At 46.6% G+C, this 18,176-nt stretch carries 20 protein-coding genes and 1 pseudogene; 13 read left to right on the forward strand and 8 right to left on the reverse strand.

Features of this window, described 5'->3' with window-relative positions; translation table 11 throughout:
• Window positions 1–60: 60 nt before the first annotated feature.
• The 3 genes from QUA50_RS06555 to QUA50_RS06565 form a co-directional block, all read right to left on the reverse strand.
• Entirely contained in the window at window positions 61–603 is a 543-nt protein-coding gene (locus QUA50_RS06555; RefSeq protein ID WP_333264082.1) for a dCMP deaminase family protein, read from the reverse strand.
• Window positions 600–2,150, reverse strand: coding sequence for a thymidylate synthase (locus QUA50_RS06560; protein WP_333264079.1), 1,551 nt, complete (start codon window positions 2,148–2,150; stop codon window positions 600–602). The genes QUA50_RS06555 and QUA50_RS06560 overlap by 4 nt, the downstream gene beginning before the upstream one ends.
• A gap of 76 nt (window positions 2,151–2,226) precedes the next feature.
• Window positions 2,227–2,850 (reverse strand): Uma2 family endonuclease, encoded by a 624-nt coding sequence (locus QUA50_RS06565; protein ID WP_333264076.1) that lies wholly within the window; start codon window positions 2,848–2,850, stop codon window positions 2,227–2,229.
• A 145-nt stretch (window positions 2,851–2,995) separates the two neighbouring features.
• Here QUA50_RS06565 and QUA50_RS06570 point away from each other — a divergent pair.
• The 4 genes and pseudogenes from QUA50_RS06570 to QUA50_RS06585 form a co-directional block, all read left to right on the forward strand.
• A pseudogene (locus QUA50_RS06570) lies at window positions 2,996–3,233 on the forward strand (HD domain-containing protein); the annotation flags it as partial.
• A 135-nt stretch (window positions 3,234–3,368) separates the two neighbouring features.
• Complete coding sequence (locus tag QUA50_RS06575; protein WP_445243156.1) at window positions 3,369–3,710, forward strand: hypothetical protein; 342 nt, start codon at window positions 3,369–3,371, stop codon at window positions 3,708–3,710.
• A 50-nt stretch (window positions 3,711–3,760) separates the two neighbouring features.
• Entirely contained in the window at window positions 3,761–4,894 is a 1,134-nt protein-coding gene (locus tag QUA50_RS06580; RefSeq protein WP_333264074.1) for an ABC transporter ATP-binding protein, read from the forward strand.
• A gap of 361 nt (window positions 4,895–5,255) precedes the next feature.
• Entirely contained in the window at window positions 5,256–5,660 is a 405-nt protein-coding gene (locus QUA50_RS06585) for a hypothetical protein (protein WP_333264071.1), read from the forward strand.
• A 63-nt stretch (window positions 5,661–5,723) separates the two neighbouring features.
• On the opposite strand, the gene QUA50_RS06590 is transcribed toward QUA50_RS06585, so the two are convergent.
• Window positions 5,724–5,957, reverse strand: coding sequence for a DUF4327 family protein (locus tag QUA50_RS06590; protein ID WP_333057778.1), 234 nt, complete (start codon window positions 5,955–5,957; stop codon window positions 5,724–5,726).
• A gap of 150 nt (window positions 5,958–6,107) precedes the next feature.
• Between QUA50_RS06590 and QUA50_RS06595 the strand changes: the two genes are divergently transcribed.
• A complete protein-coding gene (locus tag QUA50_RS06595; protein ID WP_333264068.1) occupies window positions 6,108–6,266 on the forward strand; it encodes a hypothetical protein in 159 nt (52 codons plus the stop codon).
• Between the two features lie 56 nt (window positions 6,267–6,322).
• Here the strand turns inward: QUA50_RS06595 and QUA50_RS06600 are convergent, their stop codons facing one another.
• Complete coding sequence (locus QUA50_RS06600) at window positions 6,323–7,975, reverse strand: glycoside hydrolase family 3 N-terminal domain-containing protein (protein ID WP_333264065.1); 1,653 nt, start codon at window positions 7,973–7,975, stop codon at window positions 6,323–6,325.
• 158 nt (window positions 7,976–8,133) lie between these two features.
• Window positions 8,134–8,544, reverse strand: coding sequence for a 30S ribosome-binding factor RbfA (gene rbfA / locus QUA50_RS06605; protein ID WP_333264062.1), 411 nt, complete (start codon window positions 8,542–8,544; stop codon window positions 8,134–8,136).
• Window positions 8,545–8,752: 208 nt separating this feature from the next.
• Between rbfA and QUA50_RS06610 the strand changes: the two genes are divergently transcribed.
• From QUA50_RS06610 to sipA, 4 genes are all read left to right on the forward strand, one after another.
• On the forward strand, window positions 8,753–9,121 hold the full coding sequence (locus QUA50_RS06610) for a GIY-YIG nuclease family protein (protein WP_333264059.1): 369 nt from the start codon (window positions 8,753–8,755) through the stop codon (window positions 9,119–9,121).
• Between the two features lie 4 nt (window positions 9,122–9,125).
• Window positions 9,126–9,332 carry a hypothetical protein gene (locus QUA50_RS06615; RefSeq protein ID WP_333264057.1) on the forward strand — a complete coding sequence of 69 codons (207 nt, stop codon included), beginning with the start codon at window positions 9,126–9,128 and terminating at the stop codon, window positions 9,330–9,332.
• Window positions 9,333–9,359: 27 nt separating this feature from the next.
• Window positions 9,360–9,581, forward strand: a complete 222-nt coding sequence (locus QUA50_RS06620; protein ID WP_242719660.1) for a hypothetical protein — start codon at window positions 9,360–9,362, stop codon at window positions 9,579–9,581.
• Between the two features lie 70 nt (window positions 9,582–9,651).
• A complete protein-coding gene (gene sipA, locus QUA50_RS06625) occupies window positions 9,652–9,891 on the forward strand; it encodes a regulatory protein SipA (RefSeq protein WP_333239142.1) in 240 nt (79 codons plus the stop codon).
• Between the two features lie 268 nt (window positions 9,892–10,159).
• Here the strand turns inward: sipA and QUA50_RS06630 are convergent, their stop codons facing one another.
• Window positions 10,160–13,525, reverse strand: coding sequence for an EAL domain-containing protein (locus QUA50_RS06630; protein ID WP_333264054.1), 3,366 nt, complete (start codon window positions 13,523–13,525; stop codon window positions 10,160–10,162).
• A gap of 530 nt (window positions 13,526–14,055) precedes the next feature.
• Between QUA50_RS06630 and QUA50_RS06635 the strand changes: the two genes are divergently transcribed.
• The 3 genes from QUA50_RS06635 (at window position 14,056) to QUA50_RS29220 (ending at window position 15,244) form a co-directional block, all read left to right on the forward strand.
• Complete coding sequence (locus QUA50_RS06635) at window positions 14,056–14,496, forward strand: pentapeptide repeat-containing protein (protein WP_333264052.1); 441 nt, start codon at window positions 14,056–14,058, stop codon at window positions 14,494–14,496.
• A gap of 161 nt (window positions 14,497–14,657) precedes the next feature.
• On the forward strand, window positions 14,658–14,921 hold the full coding sequence (locus QUA50_RS06640; protein WP_333264050.1) for a prevent-host-death protein: 264 nt from the start codon (window positions 14,658–14,660) through the stop codon (window positions 14,919–14,921).
• A 95-nt stretch (window positions 14,922–15,016) separates the two neighbouring features.
• The gene (locus QUA50_RS29220) at window positions 15,017–15,244 is read left to right on the forward strand and encodes a type II toxin-antitoxin system RelE family toxin (RefSeq protein ID WP_445243157.1); all 228 of its coding nucleotides are present in this window, start codon (window positions 15,017–15,019) and stop codon (window positions 15,242–15,244) included.
• A 66-nt stretch (window positions 15,245–15,310) separates the two neighbouring features.
• Here QUA50_RS29220 and crtH read toward each other — a convergent pair whose 3' ends face one another.
• On the reverse strand, window positions 15,311–16,855 hold the full coding sequence (gene crtH / locus QUA50_RS06645) for a carotenoid isomerase (RefSeq protein ID WP_333264047.1): 1,545 nt from the start codon (window positions 16,853–16,855) through the stop codon (window positions 15,311–15,313).
• Window positions 16,856–17,351: 496 nt separating this feature from the next.
• Between crtH and upp the strand changes: the two genes are divergently transcribed.
• Entirely contained in the window at window positions 17,352–18,002 is a 651-nt protein-coding gene (gene upp / locus QUA50_RS06650; protein ID WP_333264085.1) for a uracil phosphoribosyltransferase, read from the forward strand.
• Window positions 18,003–18,176: the final 174 nt, after the last annotated feature.

Here is an 18,176-nt window from a genome sequence, read left to right on the forward strand (position 1 = left end):
GTTACGAACCCAACCTACATATAGGGGATTTCACTTAATTAAAAACCGCTGTAGCTATTTTCAACTAATAGCATCTTTGAGGACAGAAGTAGGATGCAATAAAAACAAAGCCGCCTTTTTTGCTGTATCTTCAGATAGCTGAATTTGTTTTAACTCAACAATACCTTCACTGATAAAAGTATCTCTCAAAGCAGCTTTTTCTCCGCTGTTAAAACTCGTTTCGTAAAACACTTCTCGAATTCCAGCCGCAATGACTAATTTCAAACAATAGATGCAGGGCTCTAAAGTGACATAAATACTAGCCCCAGCAGTAGATATACCGTGTTTAGCAGCTTTGGCGATCGCATTTGCTTCCGCGTGAACCGCCCTTGATGGCAAAGTTTTGCTGGCGTCGCAACTACTCAAACCAGGATAGCAGAAGCCTTGAGTAGTACAGTGTGCCGAACCTGACGGCGAACCGTTGTAACCGGTTGCTAAAACTTGCCTGTTTTTAGTTATCACCGCGCCTACAGGAAAAGCCAAACAAGTCGATCGAGTAGCGGCCAATTTTGCTAACATTAAGAAGTATTCGTCCCAACTCGGTCTTTCTTCTTCTAGATTCATTTTCTATCCTGAATGTATTGGTTGCTGGTTTTTAGACACTCCGCCGCCTTTTGCAATTCTATTCCCAAATAACCAATATGATCGGGTTGGATGGCAGGGGAAGCCGCACAAATTTCTCGCACTAACTTGAGAGGGTTTTTTCCAGAATAACAGGTGACAACTTCGCCGCTGCCGGGAGTGGTTTGCGTGACAACTATTTGATTGTCGGCTACTTCAACTAAAAAATTGCCTGCTGCATCGAAAAAGTCTCGATCTTCGCAGATTTTAGCATATTGGGTTTGAATTAGTCGATCGGCATTTTCAAAGGTATCGTCATACAAGTGAGCAGATTGACTCAGCGTTACCAACGGGCCCATCGTCAAATTATAATCGGAACGCCTCGCAATTTCATCTCGAATGTACTGCTGCAAAGCCCGCAAACCCATTGCATTAGCCGGCCAAGCCGCAAACATATCGTTACTGCGGAGAGTTGCAGTTAGCGATATTTCACCGTCTACAACTCGCACCCAAATGTGATTTAAACAAGGACTGCCGCTGTGCTGGTGATCGGAGGAACCGTCAGGTCTTCTGTTAATATTTCCGCCTGCATCCCACAGACTAATTACAGCACTTGCTGCGTCAATTTCCTTAATTAGTTTGGCAATAACTTCTTCAATTTGATCTCGTCCAAACCACGACCGCATCCGCTGTGCGTAGGTATATTTAATGCCTTCGTTATACGGGGCATCTTCCAGCATTTGCGGTTTGTACTGTTCGAGAAAATCACGGTCTATTGGTAAGTAATTCGGTTCGGGGAAATAGAACTCTGCCGGTTCATCTGTAATCACTGCCATTAAGTCGATTAATTCTTGCCACTGTCCGTCGTAACCAGTCGGCCGTAAGGTGCCGGTGGTCTTAATTCGGTGGATGATTTTTACCCAAGTTTCGGCGATAGTTTTGCCTTCGATTCTGTGTCCGTATTTCTGGCCGGGGAGTACGGTGGGGACAATTTCGACTAACGGAAAAGTTACGGTTTCTCCCCAAGGTTCAACCACTGCTTTTTCGGAAAAAGACTTGACAAAAGTCACTGTTTCTGCTATAGTTTTTGCTTCTTTCCATTCTATTGAATGACGCAATAGTTCTAAGGCTTCTGCTGCTATTTCAATATCAATGTAGCCAAATATTGAAGATTTAATTAACCAGCAATCTCTACCTGTATCGCTTTTGCCAGCTTCAAAGCCGTTGCGAAAAAAGTCGATTAGGCACGCTGCTGCACCGGAGTTGCGGTCTTCTTTGGTAGCATTGAGAATTACTAAAAAGCGGACGTGGGGATTGCACAGCAAGTTTCTAATTAAGAAGTTGATGCCGCGAGTAGGAGAGTATAGTTGTCCGATGACAGCAAATTCATTGGGTTGTAATTTTTTGCCGTTAGCGCAGCCCTTGGAAAGGATCGCACTTTTTACTGTCCAGCCGCTGACAATGGCTGTTTGCCCCGTTCCGCAAATTAATTGATTTGGCTTGTATAGGGGTTTGTACTCAAATTTATTGACGAGATTTGTGGCTGTCATGGTTTACCGTTTTTTGCACCGCGTACTACTATATCAATACTGCTGAATCTTTGATAATTTTGTTTTAACAAATTCCTCAAGCCAACAATTCACTGACGGCTACGCTAAAACCTGCAAGCACACTTTGAGTGTTCACAACTTCATCCGCATTAAACAACCGCCAGCGTTGCCCTGCATTCACAAATATTAATCTAGCTTCAGGAAATAGCAACCAAACTTCTAAACATCCCGATTCCAAATATTCCTGAGCTTTTGCGAATAACTCTTCGCCGCTATCTTCCGGGGAAGCAACTTCCGCTATCAAAGGAAAACTTTGGGAAAATGCTGTAAAATTACCTGATTGTGGCAATAATTCAGGAGTAATGTAAGCAACATCGGGACGGCGACCCTGTTTGTTAGTGCGGCAAAGGACTTCTGTAAGAACTTCTCCTCCCTGTCCGCTGGAATTTTTGTAATTTCTCCAGGATGTAGATAGTTTAGATTGAGCGAGACCGTGCTTGAATGTCATTCCTGTTTTCTCCACTAAGTTGCCGTCAACCCATTCCATTCTATCAGCAGGCTTGACTAAAAACTCTTCGAGAGATATGACTTTTTCTGGCTGAGATTCTGGGTAAATTTCGGGTATATTTTCTAAGTTTGGATGTGATTCTGGCTCTGAGTTTTGAGCGGTATTTTTGGGTATAATTATAGTAGATTTCATGCTGAAAACCTCTTGTTAATGATTATAATTGTACAAGCGATCGCTCTCGATCGCATCTTTACGATCTTATGGAACTTGGTAGATTTTGTCTTTTCAACTTAGCCCGACAATTTATATATCATAGCAATTCAGAAAGGTGACTTTCATGATTCTCTCAAACCGTTTTTCTGAAGCCCTCACCTATGCCGCCGAATTGCACGCTACCCAAGTTCGCAAAGGTTCCGGCGTTCCCTACATTGCCCATTTGTTGGGCACTGCTAGTATAGCTTTAGAATATGGGGCAAATGAAGATGAGGCGATCGCAGCTTTGCTTCACTCCGGCGATCGAAGATCGAGGCGGCGCCACCACCCGCGAAGCCATCCGCCGCCGCTTTGGGGATACCGTCAATCGATTTTAGATTTTAGATTTTAGATTTTAGATTGAAGAATTGACTTGCGCGAGATAAATACGTTCGGCAAGTTTATCAGATACAGGTTTTTTATTTCTGGACGGATCGATCGCGTGGCGGGTATCCTGGATGCTTTCGGTCACAGCGATTGCAGACGGCTGTACCGACAGTGACGAGACGCCGAAGCCCCCTTGGCGACAGCGAAAACAAGCTTATATCGATCGCATTTCTACAGCTTCTGCCTCAGTCAGATTAGTCTCGACTGCTGATAAACTTTATAATGTTCGATCGATCCTGAAAGATTCCCGTCAATTAGGAGATACTGTTTGGGAACGCTTCAAAGGTGGCGCATTGGGTTCTCTCTGGTATTATCGTTCTTTAGTAGAAGCATTCCGCCAAGCTGAGTTAACGCCTATAGTTGAAGAATTGGATCGCACAGTTTTAGAATTGGAACAGTTTTCTGAAGGCTGAAGACTGAAGGTAAAAAGCACTAATTATCAATTACCAATTACAGTCACAAAATGGCAAATGTTCGCTTAGAAAATATTACCCGACGCTACCAAAACGTCACCGCGATCGAAAACATCAGCTTCCAAATCCCGGACGGGCAATTTTGGGTATTAGTCGGGCCATCCGGCTGCGGTAAATCGACAATTATGCGGACAATTGCAGGTTTAGAAACCGCAACTTCCGGCAATCTTTACATCGGAGATAATTTAGTTAACAACATTCCTGCTAGACAGCGGGATGTAGCAATGGTATTTCAAAATTACGCGCTTTATCCGCACATGACTGTCGCAGAAAATCTGGCTTTTGGATTGCGGATGCGGAATGTTGACGCGAGTAAAATTCAAGAACGAGTCGAAACAGTAGCCCGATCGCTCTCGATCGAACATCTCCTCAAGCGCAAGCCCAAACAGCTATCAGGCGGACAGCAGCAGCGGGTAGCACTGGGAAGGGCGATCGCCCGCGAACCGAAAGTATTTCTTTTAGATGAACCGCTTTCTAACCTCGACGCTCAACTGCGAGATGACACTAGAGCAGAACTCAAACAACTGCATCAACGGCTGGGAATTACCACAATTTACGTCACCCACGACCAAGTGGAAGCGATGACTTTAGCTGATAAGATTGTAGTCTTAAATGGGGGAAAAATTCAACAAATTGGAGACCCGCAAAGCATTTACGCCAAACCAGCTAACCGCATGGTTGCGACATTTTTAGGCAATCCCGCCATGAACATTTTGCCTGCAATTTATACTAACGACTCATTTCAAGTAGGAGATCAAGCTTTAGCCTGTCCGCCCTCGATTCAGAAAAAATTGCAGGCGAGAGAAGGACAAGGATTTGATTTGGGCATCCGTCCAGAAAATATAGAAATCTTTACCCCACAAACAGTAGAAGATGATGATTTGAAAAGCGATGTTTGGGCATTAGGAAAAGTCCCCCTAGATGTAGAGGTAAAAGTAGTGGAACCTCTGGGGCGAGAAACTTTAATTCGGGCGAGTTTGCCGTTGTTGAGTGCTGAAACTACTGTACAGTTACAAATACCTGCGAGTGTTCGCTTGCGAGCGGGCGATCGGCTAAAGGTACAGCTTGACTTCGATCGACTATTTATATTTGACCCTTCCACGGGTGAAGCGCTGTATCCTTAACGGGCTTGAACAAGACTTACACACAGTTTGCCAGCAACCAGGTTTTTGTGGTCGCAGTGCCTAAGTCCTGTTCAATCTAAAATCTAAAATCTAAAATCTAAAATAGACTGAGCCTTCCTGTGGGAAAGTCTCGATTCGTAGTTACAAAAGTTTACACTTGACATTAATTAATTTACGCAGTAATGATACGATTAGTATTGGCACAACGGTAAAACGTCCCCCCAAAAGTTGATATTTCCTGAATCGGGGCGATATCGACCCACAACGCCAGCATCTTCGCGCTAAGAAGCGGCTTGGCGCCCCGACTTGGGAGCAACTAGCGAACCAAAAACTCAGAAAAACGTTCTAGCGGCATTTTTAGATGAATCCCGACAACCTGCCTCAAATGCTGCAAACAGGATTTCACCTAACTTTAGGTGCAACTTCCTTTTTAATGGAGACATTGCAAGATCCTCTGAAGCGAGAAGAAAATCTTGACAAACTGAAGTCTGATTTGGGGTTACTCGCCGATGAGTTGCTGGAAAAAGGAGAAATGACCGATCGAGAAGCCCGGAATTTTGTAGATACTATTTTCTCTCAACCGGGCGATCGGGAGAATGCAGACAGTGAATCTGTCTCGCCCAAGCAATCAGATGCAGCGACTGATGCTCCTCCCGAGTCGGTTGTACAGCCTAACGTAAAGCTAGAGATTCAAGAATTAACTGCACAGATGGCAGCGCTAAGGGCAGAGTTGGAAAATTTGCGCGCCGAAAATTCCCAGTATTAAAGAATCAAGAGTCCTTAACACAGCCGGAGTTTACTTGCCAACTTAATTTAACAGAACCAAACTTTAGTCATTGTCCCATTTTTCAGAACCGATCAGGTCGGCGATGCGATCGCGCAGCAAGAAGTCGCATTTTTCTAATTCGCACTCTACACAAGCCCATTCCCGAGGCGGAATGAATTGGCAAAGCGTGTAGATCGGCTGTTGGCGGCTCAGCACGCCCTCGTGGACAAGGTGACGCGCTTCATCTTGGATCACATCTAAAGAGTATTGGATTTGGGGAATAGTGGAGTGAATCATAATGCGCCCTCAATGTTTTACTAAAAAATTTTATGGCCCTGGTAATAATATAGTCCAAACTTACGAATATGGAAGTTAAATTTTGTCCGTATCCAGCTATACAATTCACTGTCGTAAATAAAAATAAATTATACGAATTATCAGTAAGTGATGGGATCTGTCTTAGGATGTGCAGAAGCAGCACATTTTCCCCACAAGCAGGCGGATCTTTTGGAAAGCTCAATTCAGGACTTAGGAACCCGCGTGCAATTCCCGGTTTCTGGATACTTCGCCACCAAAGGCAGAATTTCTCGCGAGAAACCGGGTTGATGAATTTAACTCCTCACCCAGCAAGCAGCAAAGGAAAGATTCAGCAGTCGGGCAACTCAAGCATTACCAGTTCCGTCAATGCCGAATAGCACTTCTAGAACGAGAGATTGCGCTGCAGGCATCTGCCCAAAACAAAATACATAAGGAAGAGTCGGAGGCAAGTGTGGCAAAAATTGCTCTAAAACGTAGGGACTGCCGTAAATTAACACAGCTTGCAGTTCCCCCGTTTTTAATAATTTCTTAAACCAATCTCGAGCTGCTTGGGTCAAACCAGCACTGCCTCGGAAGCAATTGCCGCGAATGAAAATTTGCAGCAGTGTCGGAGAAAAATGCTCTGCACCTGTATTATCAGCGATCGCCCCTGTGCGATCGTCAATCAGTTGCAATTCGTAACCAAACTGTTCGGGAAGGGCGATCGCCGGAGTGTGGTTGCCCAAAAACTCGCACCCCAAAACATCATCTACAACAATCAAATTCCGCAAAAGCTGGTGTTCTGCGGGTTTTGCAACCTGCAAAGGTAGATTGCCGCCAAATTTCAAAGAATCTCGCAAAATATCGGCAGCAGTTGCCTTGGCATCAGGAGTTGCCAGCAAACTTAAGTCGATCGAGTCGATCGAGTCGATCGATTGTAGATTCTTGCTCCCCCCCTTAGCAAGAGGGGGTTGGGGGTGGTCAGAAATCGGCAAACCCACCTTTATTTTCGCTTTCCAAATTCGCTTGACAGATTCCTTGATTTGTGATAATGAAATGCGCCCTTGAGTGACAGCTTCGCAGACAGCGAGAATCGCGCCTTCCGGGTCAAGCGGCATCAGCAAAACATCAGCACCAGCCTCAGCAGCCAAAACAGCAGCTTCATTAGCGCCGTACTTATTGGCGATCGCACCCATCACCAAAGCATCCGTCACGATCAAACCTTCAAATCCCAACTCTTCTCGCAGCTTCCCGATCAAAATTTTGCGAGAAAGAGTAGCAGGAAACTCGGCATCCCAAGCCGGAATCAGCAAGTGAGCACTCATCACAGCATCGACCCCAGCAGCCATCGCCTCAACAAAAGAAGGCAACTCAATCTGGGCTAATCTCGCTGGCGAATGCGGCAAAACCGGCAATTCCAAGTGAGAATCAACCGCCGTGTCCCCGTGGCCGGGAAAATGCTTAGCTGTAGTCAAAACCGGGTGCGGGCCTGCGCCGCGAATAAAAGCAGCGGCTAATTTCCCGACAATTTCCGGTGTCTCGCCAAAAGCGCGGACGTTAATCACAGGATTGTCGGGATTGTTGTTAACATCAACCACCGGTGCGAGAATCCAATTGAGACCGATCGCCCTAGCTTCGATCGCAGTGACAGCGCCCATTTGTTCGGCATATCGATCGGCTTTACCTGCATCCTGCCGCGCCACTTCAGCAATCGCCATCGGCGGCCCGAACCAAGTCGCCCCCGCGAACCGCTGGCCGACACCTTCCTCAATATCAGCCGCCAGCAGCAGCGGGAACTTTGCCCAAGACTGCAATTGGTGCGATCGAATTGCCAACTCCGCAGCACTTCCTCCGACCAAAATCACCCCACCGACGCCCAACTTTTCCAGATAATAGCGGAGTTTGCTGGCCGTGGGTTCCCATTCGGGATACCGAATTTGGTGGTCGAACAAGCACCCAGAAGCGCGCACCACGAACATCTGGGCCACCAGTTCTGGTAAGGAAAGATTGTCAATCATTCGATTTTAGATTTTAGATTTTAGATTTTAGATTTTAGATTTTAGATTTTAGATTTGGGAATCGGGAATCGGGAATCGGCCAAACAGGGAATTGGGAATTTTCCCTATCTCCTTCTCTTCCCCTCTTCCTTCTTCCCTCTTCCTTCTTCCTTCTCGCTTCAATCGGGACTTTCATCGTCAGCGACTTCTTCCTCCCCATCTAGAAGATCCGGTTTGCGATCTGCAGAAAGCTGATTCAGCAGTATCAACATTTTATCGCCCCGTTCCAAAGAACGGTCTTCCAGAAAAATCACTTCCGGCGTCCGGCGCAGTTGCAATCGTTGGCCCAACTGGTTGCGGACGTAGCTAGTAGCAGATTTCAAACCTTCCATAGTTTCAGCCTTCGCCTCATCAGTACCGTAGATGCTGACAAAAATTTTTGTATGCTGAAGGTCTCCCGAAACAATTACATCGGTAACGCTAACCATACCGGCACCTACCCGATCGTCCTTGATTCCATTCAGCAACATCAGGCTGACTTCCCGTTTAACCATTGAAGCTACACGCTCAATGCGACGACTTGTAGCCATAGCACCTACTCCTCTACTTTCCTAATCAGCCGTTTTCATCCCGATTGACAATTGTAGCGCGATCGGTATCGGGTGTTACGGGCGATCGGGGATAAAATTAGGATTTGAGATTGCAGCGCGCAGCTAATAATGACATAAACTTGCCCAATTTGCTACTTTTGCGATCGCTCAATATAAAATCATCCGGCAAATACGATCTCCTATCATCATGCCCGATTCTATCCAACAAGAAGCCCGCCAAATTCTTGACACCCTTGCCTTCACCTCATTCGAGCAATGCCAACCCCTCAGCCACAACTTTAATACCATCCCCTCTCGCCCTGGACTTTATGCTGTCAGACATCGTGTGGATGGTCTGCTTTACATTGGTAAAACCAAAAGCTTGCGCGGTAGATTTAGTGGCGGGCACAAAGCATTTCTCTGGGCATGGCTGGACAAATACAACTGGGAAGATGTTCGGAGCGCCATTCACCCGCTCTCGCCGTGGAGCAACCCTGCGTTATTATTAGAACTAGAAGCCATTATTCTGAGAGCGACTGAGCCGCCCTACAACGTTCAAATCCCACCGGAAAACTAGACTCATGCGATCGACAACTCTGGAACAACTATCTGCTGCCGATGCCGAAGCCATCCTAAAATACCTTCCAGAACGAATTCGTGCCGCCCTCATCGCCCGTGCTGCAGAAATTGAATATCCGATCGAAATTGTTGTGGAAATGGCTATTGCTAATTTCCTCGATAGCGAAGCACTTGGTTTTGCCGATTGCAAACCGGGGCGAGGCAAGTAAAGAATCTGAACTTGAAATCAGAGAATCATGAATCAAACAATCGCCACGCAACACCTTTCTCCAGAAGCTATTCATCAGTTGGTCGATTATTTGCCTGACTATATAAAAGCTGCCCTCTTGTCCAAGTCCGCTGAACTTGAATGTTCTCTCGAAGCCGCGATTGAAATGGCAATCTCCAGCTTTTTAGACGAAGAATCCTTTAGCTTTGAGGATTGTTTGTTAGCTAAACGCATGAAAGATACTGTCTGAAATTTCATCGCTCTCGATCGCACTCCCAGTTACGATTAGATTATGCCGATCGCCAAAAGGAATAAAACTCATGGAAAAAGAATTTACAATCGGTCAAAAAGTCCGAGTTGTGGCGATGCCGCCTTACGTCAAAACTGCCGAACCGATGCCGATGCTGCGGCCTGCGAATTTAATTGCGATCGGCGCTGAAGGCGTTGTGATCGATCGGCGTCCCGGCAATTATTGGGGAATTCGCTTTGAAAAAGGTGCTTTTCTGTTAGACAGTCAGTACATTGAAGCAGCGGAAACTCTTGTAGAAGGTAATGGGTAATGGAGAATGGGGAGTGGGGAGTGGGAAATGGGGAAGTGATATCAAATCCGGGTTACTCATCCCCTTTATCGTCTGGTACGGTGCGTCGCTCGATCGCTTTCAGGGCAGCAAGAATTGTTCGTGGATCCGCACCCTACTTTTACTAAACATCAAGGGGGTAGGATACCCGGATTTGGTATGATATCACAACTTAAAATCTCCCTTTTCCTTGTTCCCTCAACATCCATCTGTTAAATCCGTTAGACAATCGATTACCCCACATCCTTCTTCAACAAGCCAGCTTAGCCTTAAAAGCCAAAGGATTAACAGGCAACTCCCCCAAAACTTCCTCTAAAATCGGAGAGGTGAAGTTACAAGGTTGAGGCTTGCCCAAATGATAACCTTGAGCGTAATCTACCCCAAGTTCATTGAGTTTATCCATAATTGTTTGATTTTCAACATATTCGGCAATAGTTTTAATTCCCATGACGTGAGCGATTTTGGTAATAGCTTCCACCATTGCGACATCAATAGGATTATCGACAATATGCTTAATAAAATTGCCGTCTATTTTGAGATAATCAACCGGCAAACTTTTCAGGTAAGCAAACGAAGACATCCCGCTGCCGAAGTCGTCCAAGGCAAACTGGCAGCCTAGTTCCTTGAGCTGCAAAATCAAGCTGGCTGCCTTGCTGAGATTGCCGATCGCCACGGTTTCGGTAATTTCAAAACAAATTATTTGCGGCGGTATTTGATGGATGGAAAACTGTTCCTGAATAAACTCGATAAACTTTTCTTCGTTGAGGCTGTCCCCAGAAAGGTTGATTGAATAAAGGTTGGGATATTTTCCAAAGGACGATTGCAGATCCGACAAAACAGAGCTAGCAGGGAAGGTAACTATTTTATCGCTGTCTACATCGGGGTTTTGGACTAATAAATTGGCGGTGAAAATTTTAGATAAATTGCTAAATAAAGTGCGAATTACCCAGCGGTCGATCGCGTGCATCAAGTTGTAGCGTTCTGCCGCCGGAATAAACGCCATCGGCGACACCAACTCACCAGTTTCCAACTGGAGGCGCAGGAGGATTTCGCAGTGGGTTCCGGTGGTTGAAGAGTTGAGCAAAGGTACGATCGGCTGAGAGTACAAGCAAAAGCGATTCTCTTCTAAAGCTTGATGAATTTGCACCACCCACTCGGTTTCGCCGTGCTGTTTGATTAATTCTCGATCGCCGGCTTGATAAACCTGTACCCGGTTGCGGCCTTTATTTTTAGCAGCGTAGCAGGCCATATCGGCGGCGCTCAAAATCGCAGATGTCGAGGCTGTTTTGGGATTGATTGCTACCAAACCGATACTGACGCCGATCGAAAAAGTTTTGTCCTGCCACGCAAAGCGGAATCCCTGAATGCTTCGCAGCAGCGTTTCGGCAACATTCAATCCTCGTTCGACGGGACGATTGTACAGGAGTACGGCAAATTCATCGCCCCCCAGACGCGCCAAAATATCGCTTTTGTGGATATTGCTTTTAAATAGCTGGCTGACTTGGCGCAGCAGTTCGTCCCCAGCAGCATGACCGCAGGTGTCGTTAACTATTTTGAAGCGATCGAGATCCATGTAAAGCATCACGTGTTCTTGCCCGTAACCTTGAGCGCCGTGTAAGGCGTGCTCTAGCTGGTACTCAAATTCCCGGCGGTTGACTAATTGCGTCAGGGGGTCATGAGTTGCCTGCCAGGTGAGTTGCCGCGCTTGAGTTCGCACTTGGGTGACATCTCGGAACACAACAACGGCCCCGACAATTTCGCCGCTGCTAGCATGGATGGGGGCGACGCAGTGGTCGATCGCAAATTCGGTGTTGTTGTGGGCAATCAGCAAATTGTTGCGCCCTTGGTCAACAATCCGACCTTCGGACAAAGCGATTTCGGCGATATTTTCGATCGGCAGCCTGGTAGTTTCGTCAACTATTCTCAGCACGCTGGCGAGGGGCAAACCTTTAGCTGCCGAGGTAGACCAACCCGTGAGTGCTTCGGCAACTGGATTCAGGGTGGAAATACAGCCGTCGGCGTCAGTAGTGATGACGGCATCGCCGATCGATTGTAGTGTTACCTGAGCGAGTTCTTTTTCTTCAAAAAATGCTTGTTCCATGCGCTTGCGATCGGTAATATCTCGCTGCACCGACACCCAGTGGGTAACGTTCCCGGAGGTGTCGGCAATGGGTACGCTGTTGAGTTCCACCCAATAAGTTGAACCGTCTTTGCGGTAGTTAATCAATTCTAGGCGTAGGGGTTCTCGGCGAGAAAAACCCAGGCGAATTTTAGCGACTTGGGTGGGGTCGCTTTCTGGGCCGCGCAAGCAACTGGGGGTTTGTCCGATGATTTCTTGGGGTAGGTAGCCCGTCATTTGGGTAAAAGCTTCGTTGGTATAGATGATGGTGGGGTCGGAGATATCGCTGTCTCCGGCATCCATAATCACGATTGCGTCGTTAGCGTTCACTACAGCAGATTCTAAAAGGTGGAGTCTGGCCTCGGCCCTAACGCGGATAGCAATTTCGCTTTCTAGTCTGGCGTTAGTCAAGCTGAGGGATGCGATCGCTTTTTCCAATTCCCTAGTTCTTTGTGCCACACAATCGTGCAGAACATCGATCGCCCCGGACATTTCCATCGGGTCAAGTACGCGCAGTATGTTGGTTTGAGTAACTATTCCCAGGAGTTCTCCGCGTTCCCCCGTTACTACCAACCTGCGGACTAAACGCTGGTGCATTTCCTGATGAGCTACCCACAGCGAGTCTTCTTGCTTGAGGCTAAATAAGGGGGTACTCATCACTGTTTGGGCGATCGTTTGCGACAAATCTATATCTAAAGCTTGAAATTCCACAATATCCCGTTCTGTGACTATACCTACTGGAATGGGGAACGGTAAATCCATCGATAATTCTGTTGATTCGGTAATTACCACGCAGCTAACGCGGTGCTGCGCCATCAACTCGGCTAAACTCCTAACTGACGCGGATCGAGGCGCTTGAATGACTTGTGCGGTCATTACTTCTTTCACGCTACGCATTTTTAAGATATTTGCCGGTTGCAGCATGGCTTGGCGAATGCTTTCCGGGGTAATTACTCCTAAGAGTTGACCTTCACTATCCAATATTGGCAGATGCTTAATTCTTCGTTGTCCCAGCAGAATTATGGCGCTGAAAATGTCTTGAGTCTCGGATTTTGTCAGAGTTGCAGCAGGCTGCCTCATCACTTGTGCGATGGTGACACCTTTTAAGTTTTTGCCCGAGGCAATCAAATCGACAAGATCCCTTTCGGTGAAGATTCCTTGCAATTGAGAATGTGGAGCCGAGTGGGAGGATAATTTTAAGAGTGATTTTTCCACGACAAAGACGCAAATACCTGCCGCGTCTCTAAATGCGCTTGAGGTGGGGGGATTTCCGATTTCTGTTAGTGGCTGATAGATATCTGTTGGTGGAATGACTGCGTTTAGAGAGCAACTTGGGCGCCGTTGGCCCATCAGGGTAATTACTTCGGATAGTGGGGTATCGGGCGCGACTGTCAAGGGGTAGCGGTCTATTACTTGAGCTAAGGTTGGCAGATACTTGGATGAATCGTTTTTGAGCATATTTAATTGAGTTTTGCGATCGCGTGGACTCTGCGACATTCCAAAAAAGTGCTGATTTCCAAGCACTAGGTGGATTTGTACGGCGCTGCTGAGGCCTAATTAAAATTTATTGTTAAAAATGCAGCAGAGCTTGGGCTGGGGATCGGGCCAGTGAGTGCTTTTCTTCTACCTATAAAGTTAGAAGCTTATCTTTATTTTAAGTTAAATTTTCTATCCCGTGACACATTTATTAAATATAATGTATTTGTTGTGAACTTTTTGCGATAAGATTATCGGCTAAAATCATCCATAATATTGCGAATCATCTCCCTCTTGAGAAAGACGCATCTGTTGGCGATCCTAGCTAACCTAGAAAAGGTTACTACAAAAAGGCACTGTATTAAGTTCGGCAGTGTTAAGTTTTGCGAAATAAAGTTTTGCAAGCTGGTCGAAACCATGTATGGGTTGTTGAGGGCAATCGATATCACAGCCAATGTGTGAATTAGATCGCAAGTTGCGAAAACAACCGTGGTACGATTGTAGATATCAAGAGAAGAACTTGAATACAGAGTCTGTGAGGAAAAGAGATTATGAAACGCAATCTATTAGCCGCTACTTTTTTAATTGCTCCCTTAGTGTTAACAGGCCCGGCTCGCGCTGAAAATCCGGTTCACGTCGAACAGTTATTGTCAACCGGGCAATGTTTTAAGTGCGACTTGTCGGGAGCAGATTTAACGGGAGCTCATTTAATTGGTGCTGATTTGAGAGAAGCAAATTTGCAAGGAGCAAACCTATCTCAGGCAAACCTCGAAGGCGCTGACTTGACGGGTGCTGACTTGACGGGTGCTAACTTAACCAAAGTTTTCCTGACTAATGCCAGTTTAAATGACGCAAACCTCGATCGGGCAAATCTGACTGCGGCTATCATTAACACCGCTGACGTATCCGGCGCATCAATGGAAGATATGACCATCACTAATGCCAAAATCTACAATACCCAAATCGGCGTCGGCGGCAGCTACGACCAGTAAACTCGTTAAAAGAATGAAAACTGCCAATTTTCAGTTTAAAAACCCGGTTTCTGGGGAGAAACCGGGTTTTTAATTGATTCGCCGTATTTGGGCCCAGGTGCTAAATTAAAATTAGTATTGCTTTAATGCTGATAATCTTAATAAAGTTGTACAATACAGCCATGTCCAAACGACTCACCATTGCCCAAGCACAGCAGCAGCTTCCCAACCTACTTCAAGAACTCACCGATGGGCCGATCGCGATCGCTCAAGATGGTGTTCCCGTTATGGCGGCAATCAGCTACAACCATTTGATTGAACTCCTCGAAACCTTGGATATTCTCACCGATATTGAATTCGTTACCAAACTTCGCCAAAGCATCACCCAAGCAGGTGAAGGCAAAACCGTTTCCTGGGAAAATGCTAAAGCCAAACTGGGACTATGAAAGGCGAAGCAAATTCAATCGAATACGACATCCAACTTACGCCGTTGGCACTGGAAATGTTGGCGGAAGTCAAAGATAGATGAGAACAGGAGAAACTGCGCGATCGCATCGATAAACTCAAAATTGAACCAGAGAAGCAAGGCAAAGCGCTTATTGATAACTTATCGGGATTTCGCAGTATCCGAGCCGTTGGACAGCGCTATCGCATTGTTTACAAAGTCGAGCAAGATCGAGTTATGGTTGTTGTTGTAGGACTCGGGAGACGTAAAGATGGTGACAAAAAAGACATTTACTCCATCCTAGAAAAACTGTTAGATATATAACAGAATTACCTCCCAATCCATAAGTCCTGAGTTAGAAATGGGGCAACCTGTGTTGCCACACTCCTCCTACAACCCCAAATCCACCGCAATTCGGTGCGCGCAAGCAAACCCGGAAAACGCCACAGCATTTAAACCCTGTCCGGGAAACGTACTGTCCCCCACACAATACAAACCAGGCATAGAAGTTCGGTTAAACGGCATTCCCAGCAAACCCATTAGCTTCTGTCGCGGAATCGGCCCGTAAGTTCCATCTTCGCGCCCCAAAAAGCGGCGGTGAGAACGCGCTGTCCCAACTTCCATATAATCCAAACCGGCATCTAAACCGGGAAAAATCTTTTCTAATCTTTCAATAATTCTCCCTGCAGCCTCTTCCTTTTTCTCCTCGTATTCCTGCTGTGAAAGTCCTTCCCACTCTTCCATCCAACTCGAAGTAAAAGCGTGAACTATATGATATCCTGCGGGAGCTAAATCCGGGTCGAGCACCGTCGGAATTGACACCAAAACAGTTCCCTCCGGCGCTTCCATTTGGTTCCAATCTTCTAACAAAATGTGGTGGCAGGCACTACCAGCAGGGATTGTGCTGGCTTCCACTCCCAAATGCAAACTCAAGAAACTGGGGGCTTTTTGATAGCGCTGCTGCCATTTCTTTTCGCTAGCTGGCATCTCTTCAGCAGGCAGCAATTTCTCAAAAGTATCCCACCGCGTGGCGTTAGAAACTATGCGCTTTGCCCGGTAAACTTCGCCGGTTGCTAGCTCGACTCCGACAGCGCGGCCGTTTTCTGTAATAATTTTTTTAGCCTTAGCTTTGTATTGAATTTTCCCGCCGCATTTTTCTAATCCTTCGACTAATTTTTGCGCGATTTGACCGACTCCGCCTTTGGGATAATTGATGCCGCCGTAATGCCTGTCGGAAAATACCATTCCCGCATTAATCATCGGCGTCAAGTCGGCGGGTACTACAGACCAGTAGTAGCATTCCATGTCGATAAATTTCAGCAAAGTAGGGTCTTTTATGTAGCGCCGCGCAATGTCGCCAGTATTTTGAGGTAGATATTTTACTAATCCCAAACAGGCTAAAGGATTCTGAAAAAAGACTCGGACGAGATATCCGGGTTCTTCTAGGGATAGCAATTCCATGCCGTTGAGGCAGTTGAAGACGCTCCAGCATTCGCCGTAAAATTTGTGGATTCCTTCGCGTTCGTGAGGGAACCTGTCTGTTAATTCTTGCAAGTATTTGTCATAAGCTTGGGGAACTTCAAGTTCCAAGCCGCTGGGTAAGTGATAGTGAAGCTGTACGGGGTCGGGAATGGTTTCTAAGGTGACGTTGACTGCTTTCAGGGCGCGGGTGAGGAGGTTGGTGGTGCCGCGCTGTCCGAAACCAAAAATCATGGAGGCGCCGACATCGAATCTGTAGCCTTCTCGATCGAAATATCCAGCGCTACCCCCCGGAATTGTATAGCTTTCGAGCACTAAAACTTTGGCTTTCTTAGCGGCTAGCTGGGTGGCCGTCACGAGTCCGCCAATGCCGGAACCGATGACAATTACATCAAACTCTTGCTCTGTGGGGCGGGAGTTGGGAGAAAATAACTGGGATTGGGTAGGAGCTGACATTCGGTTAAAAATCTTAATATTTTTACAATTTTACAGTCGATCGCTCCCGAAGCAAGAAGTTCGGCAACGGATTATGTAGCGGCTGTAGCGGATGTAGCGGCTGTAAAGGATAGAAGGAAGAAAAATAAACTATTTATTTCCAATGCTCTTGGGCCCCATGCCCCTGCTTCAAAAAAAAATGCGGGAACAGTCTACCATTGCCGACTGCCCCCGTCTGCCGATCCTTTGAGAGGAGAACACTAAAAATTACTATAGCCTTGTTGCTAATTAATGTCAATACTATTAGAAAAATATTTCAATAAGCGGATCGAGGTCGATCGGCGAATGGGTTCTAACTGAATCTCTGGCTTGTATGCGCCATCAAGGATGTGATAAGTTGCACAGAGCGATCGATCGCCGGTTGGCGTTAGCTTTCGCGATCCGAAGGAAAGCGCTCGAAGAAGATCGATCGCACCGCATAAAATCCCTCAAACCTAGCAATCTCCCCAATTTCCTAATGTCCCTGCAACTGCGCGTTTACGTTCCTCCGCATCCGTTAATTAAACACTGGCTGGCTGTAGCCCGCGACGCCGCCACTCCCTCGGTACTTTTTCGTTCTGCGATGACAGAATTGGGAAGGTGGCTGGCTTACGAGGCGATTCGAGAATGGCTGCCGACAGTGGAAACCACAGTGCAAACGCCTTTGGCAGAATGTCCGGCGGTTTTTATCAACCCGGAAGCTCCGTTAGTTGTGGTACCGATTTTGCGGGCGGGTTTGGCACTGCTGGAAGGAATTCAGACGGTTGTACCGCTGGCTTCGGTTTACCACCTCGGCATGGCAAGAAATGAGGAGACGCTGGAACCGACTTGTTATTTGAACAAATTGCCGGCGCAGTTTATCCCCCAAACGCGGGTGATAATTAGCGAGCCGATGCTGGCGACTGGCGGGACGATTATAGCGACTATGCAGGAATTGACTGCGCGGGGAATTGACCCGAGCTTGATTCGGATTATCTCTGTGGTGGCTGCTCCTCCGGCTTTGAAGAGGCTGAGTGCAGAGTACCCGAGTTTGATGATTTACACGGCAACGATCGACGAAATAGTCAACGAACAGGGCTTTATTGTACCTGGTTTGGGAGATGCGGGCGATCGAACTTACGGCACGTAAACCAGTCAGTCAGTCAATTTTAGATTTTAGATTTTAGATTTTAGATTGACTCGACTGAGAAATCTGGGGGCTTGTAAGCGTCAGTCAATTTTAGATTTTAGATTTTAGATTTTAGATTGACTCGACTGATAAGTCAGGGAGACTTGTATGCCTTTGTGGGTGCGGTGAGTGGTT

Source organism: Microcoleus sp. M2_D5 (genome assembly GCF_036701935.1).
Lineage (GTDB): Bacteria > Cyanobacteriota > Cyanobacteriia > Cyanobacteriales > Microcoleaceae > Microcoleus.

Coding starts and splice junctions, on each gene's coding strand:
- QUA50_RS06590 (WP_333057778.1), bottom strand. CDS start 5,957: ATGATTCACTCCACTATTCCCCAAATCCAATACTCTTTAGATGTGATC.
- sipA (WP_333239142.1), top strand. CDS start 9,652: ATGGAAAAAGAATTTACAATCGGTCAAAAAGTCCGAGTTGTGGCGATG.
- QUA50_RS06610 (WP_333264059.1), top strand. CDS start 8,753: ATGCCCGATTCTATCCAACAAGAAGCCCGCCAAATTCTTGACACCCTT.
- QUA50_RS06565 (WP_333264076.1), bottom strand. CDS start 2,850: ATGAAATCTACTATAATTATACCCAAAAATACCGCTCAAAACTCAGAG.
- QUA50_RS06620 (WP_242719660.1), top strand. CDS start 9,360: ATGAATCAAACAATCGCCACGCAACACCTTTCTCCAGAAGCTATTCAT.
- QUA50_RS06560 (WP_333264079.1), bottom strand. CDS start 2,150: ATGACAGCCACAAATCTCGTCAATAAATTTGAGTACAAACCCCTATAC.
- QUA50_RS06575 (WP_445243156.1), top strand. CDS start 3,369: ATGCTTTCGGTCACAGCGATTGCAGACGGCTGTACCGACAGTGACGAG.
- QUA50_RS06635 (WP_333264052.1), top strand. CDS start 14,056: ATGAAACGCAATCTATTAGCCGCTACTTTTTTAATTGCTCCCTTAGTG.
- QUA50_RS06630 (WP_333264054.1), bottom strand. CDS start 13,525: ATGTCGCAGAGTCCACGCGATCGCAAAACTCAATTAAATATGCTCAAA.
- upp (WP_333264085.1), top strand. CDS start 17,352: ATGTCCCTGCAACTGCGCGTTTACGTTCCTCCGCATCCGTTAATTAAA.
- QUA50_RS06555 (WP_333264082.1), bottom strand. CDS start 603: ATGAATCTAGAAGAAGAAAGACCGAGTTGGGACGAATACTTCTTAATG.
- QUA50_RS06595 (WP_333264068.1), top strand. CDS start 6,108: ATGGGATCTGTCTTAGGATGTGCAGAAGCAGCACATTTTCCCCACAAG.
- rbfA (WP_333264062.1), bottom strand. CDS start 8,544: ATGGCTACAAGTCGTCGCATTGAGCGTGTAGCTTCAATGGTTAAACGG.
- QUA50_RS06600 (WP_333264065.1), bottom strand. CDS start 7,975: ATGATTGACAATCTTTCCTTACCAGAACTGGTGGCCCAGATGTTCGTG.
- QUA50_RS06615 (WP_333264057.1), top strand. CDS start 9,126: ATGCGATCGACAACTCTGGAACAACTATCTGCTGCCGATGCCGAAGCC.
- QUA50_RS06580 (WP_333264074.1), top strand. CDS start 3,761: ATGGCAAATGTTCGCTTAGAAAATATTACCCGACGCTACCAAAACGTC.
- QUA50_RS06640 (WP_333264050.1), top strand. CDS start 14,658: ATGTCCAAACGACTCACCATTGCCCAAGCACAGCAGCAGCTTCCCAAC.
- QUA50_RS06585 (WP_333264071.1), top strand. CDS start 5,256: ATGAATCCCGACAACCTGCCTCAAATGCTGCAAACAGGATTTCACCTA.
- crtH (WP_333264047.1), bottom strand. CDS start 16,855: ATGTCAGCTCCTACCCAATCCCAGTTATTTTCTCCCAACTCCCGCCCC.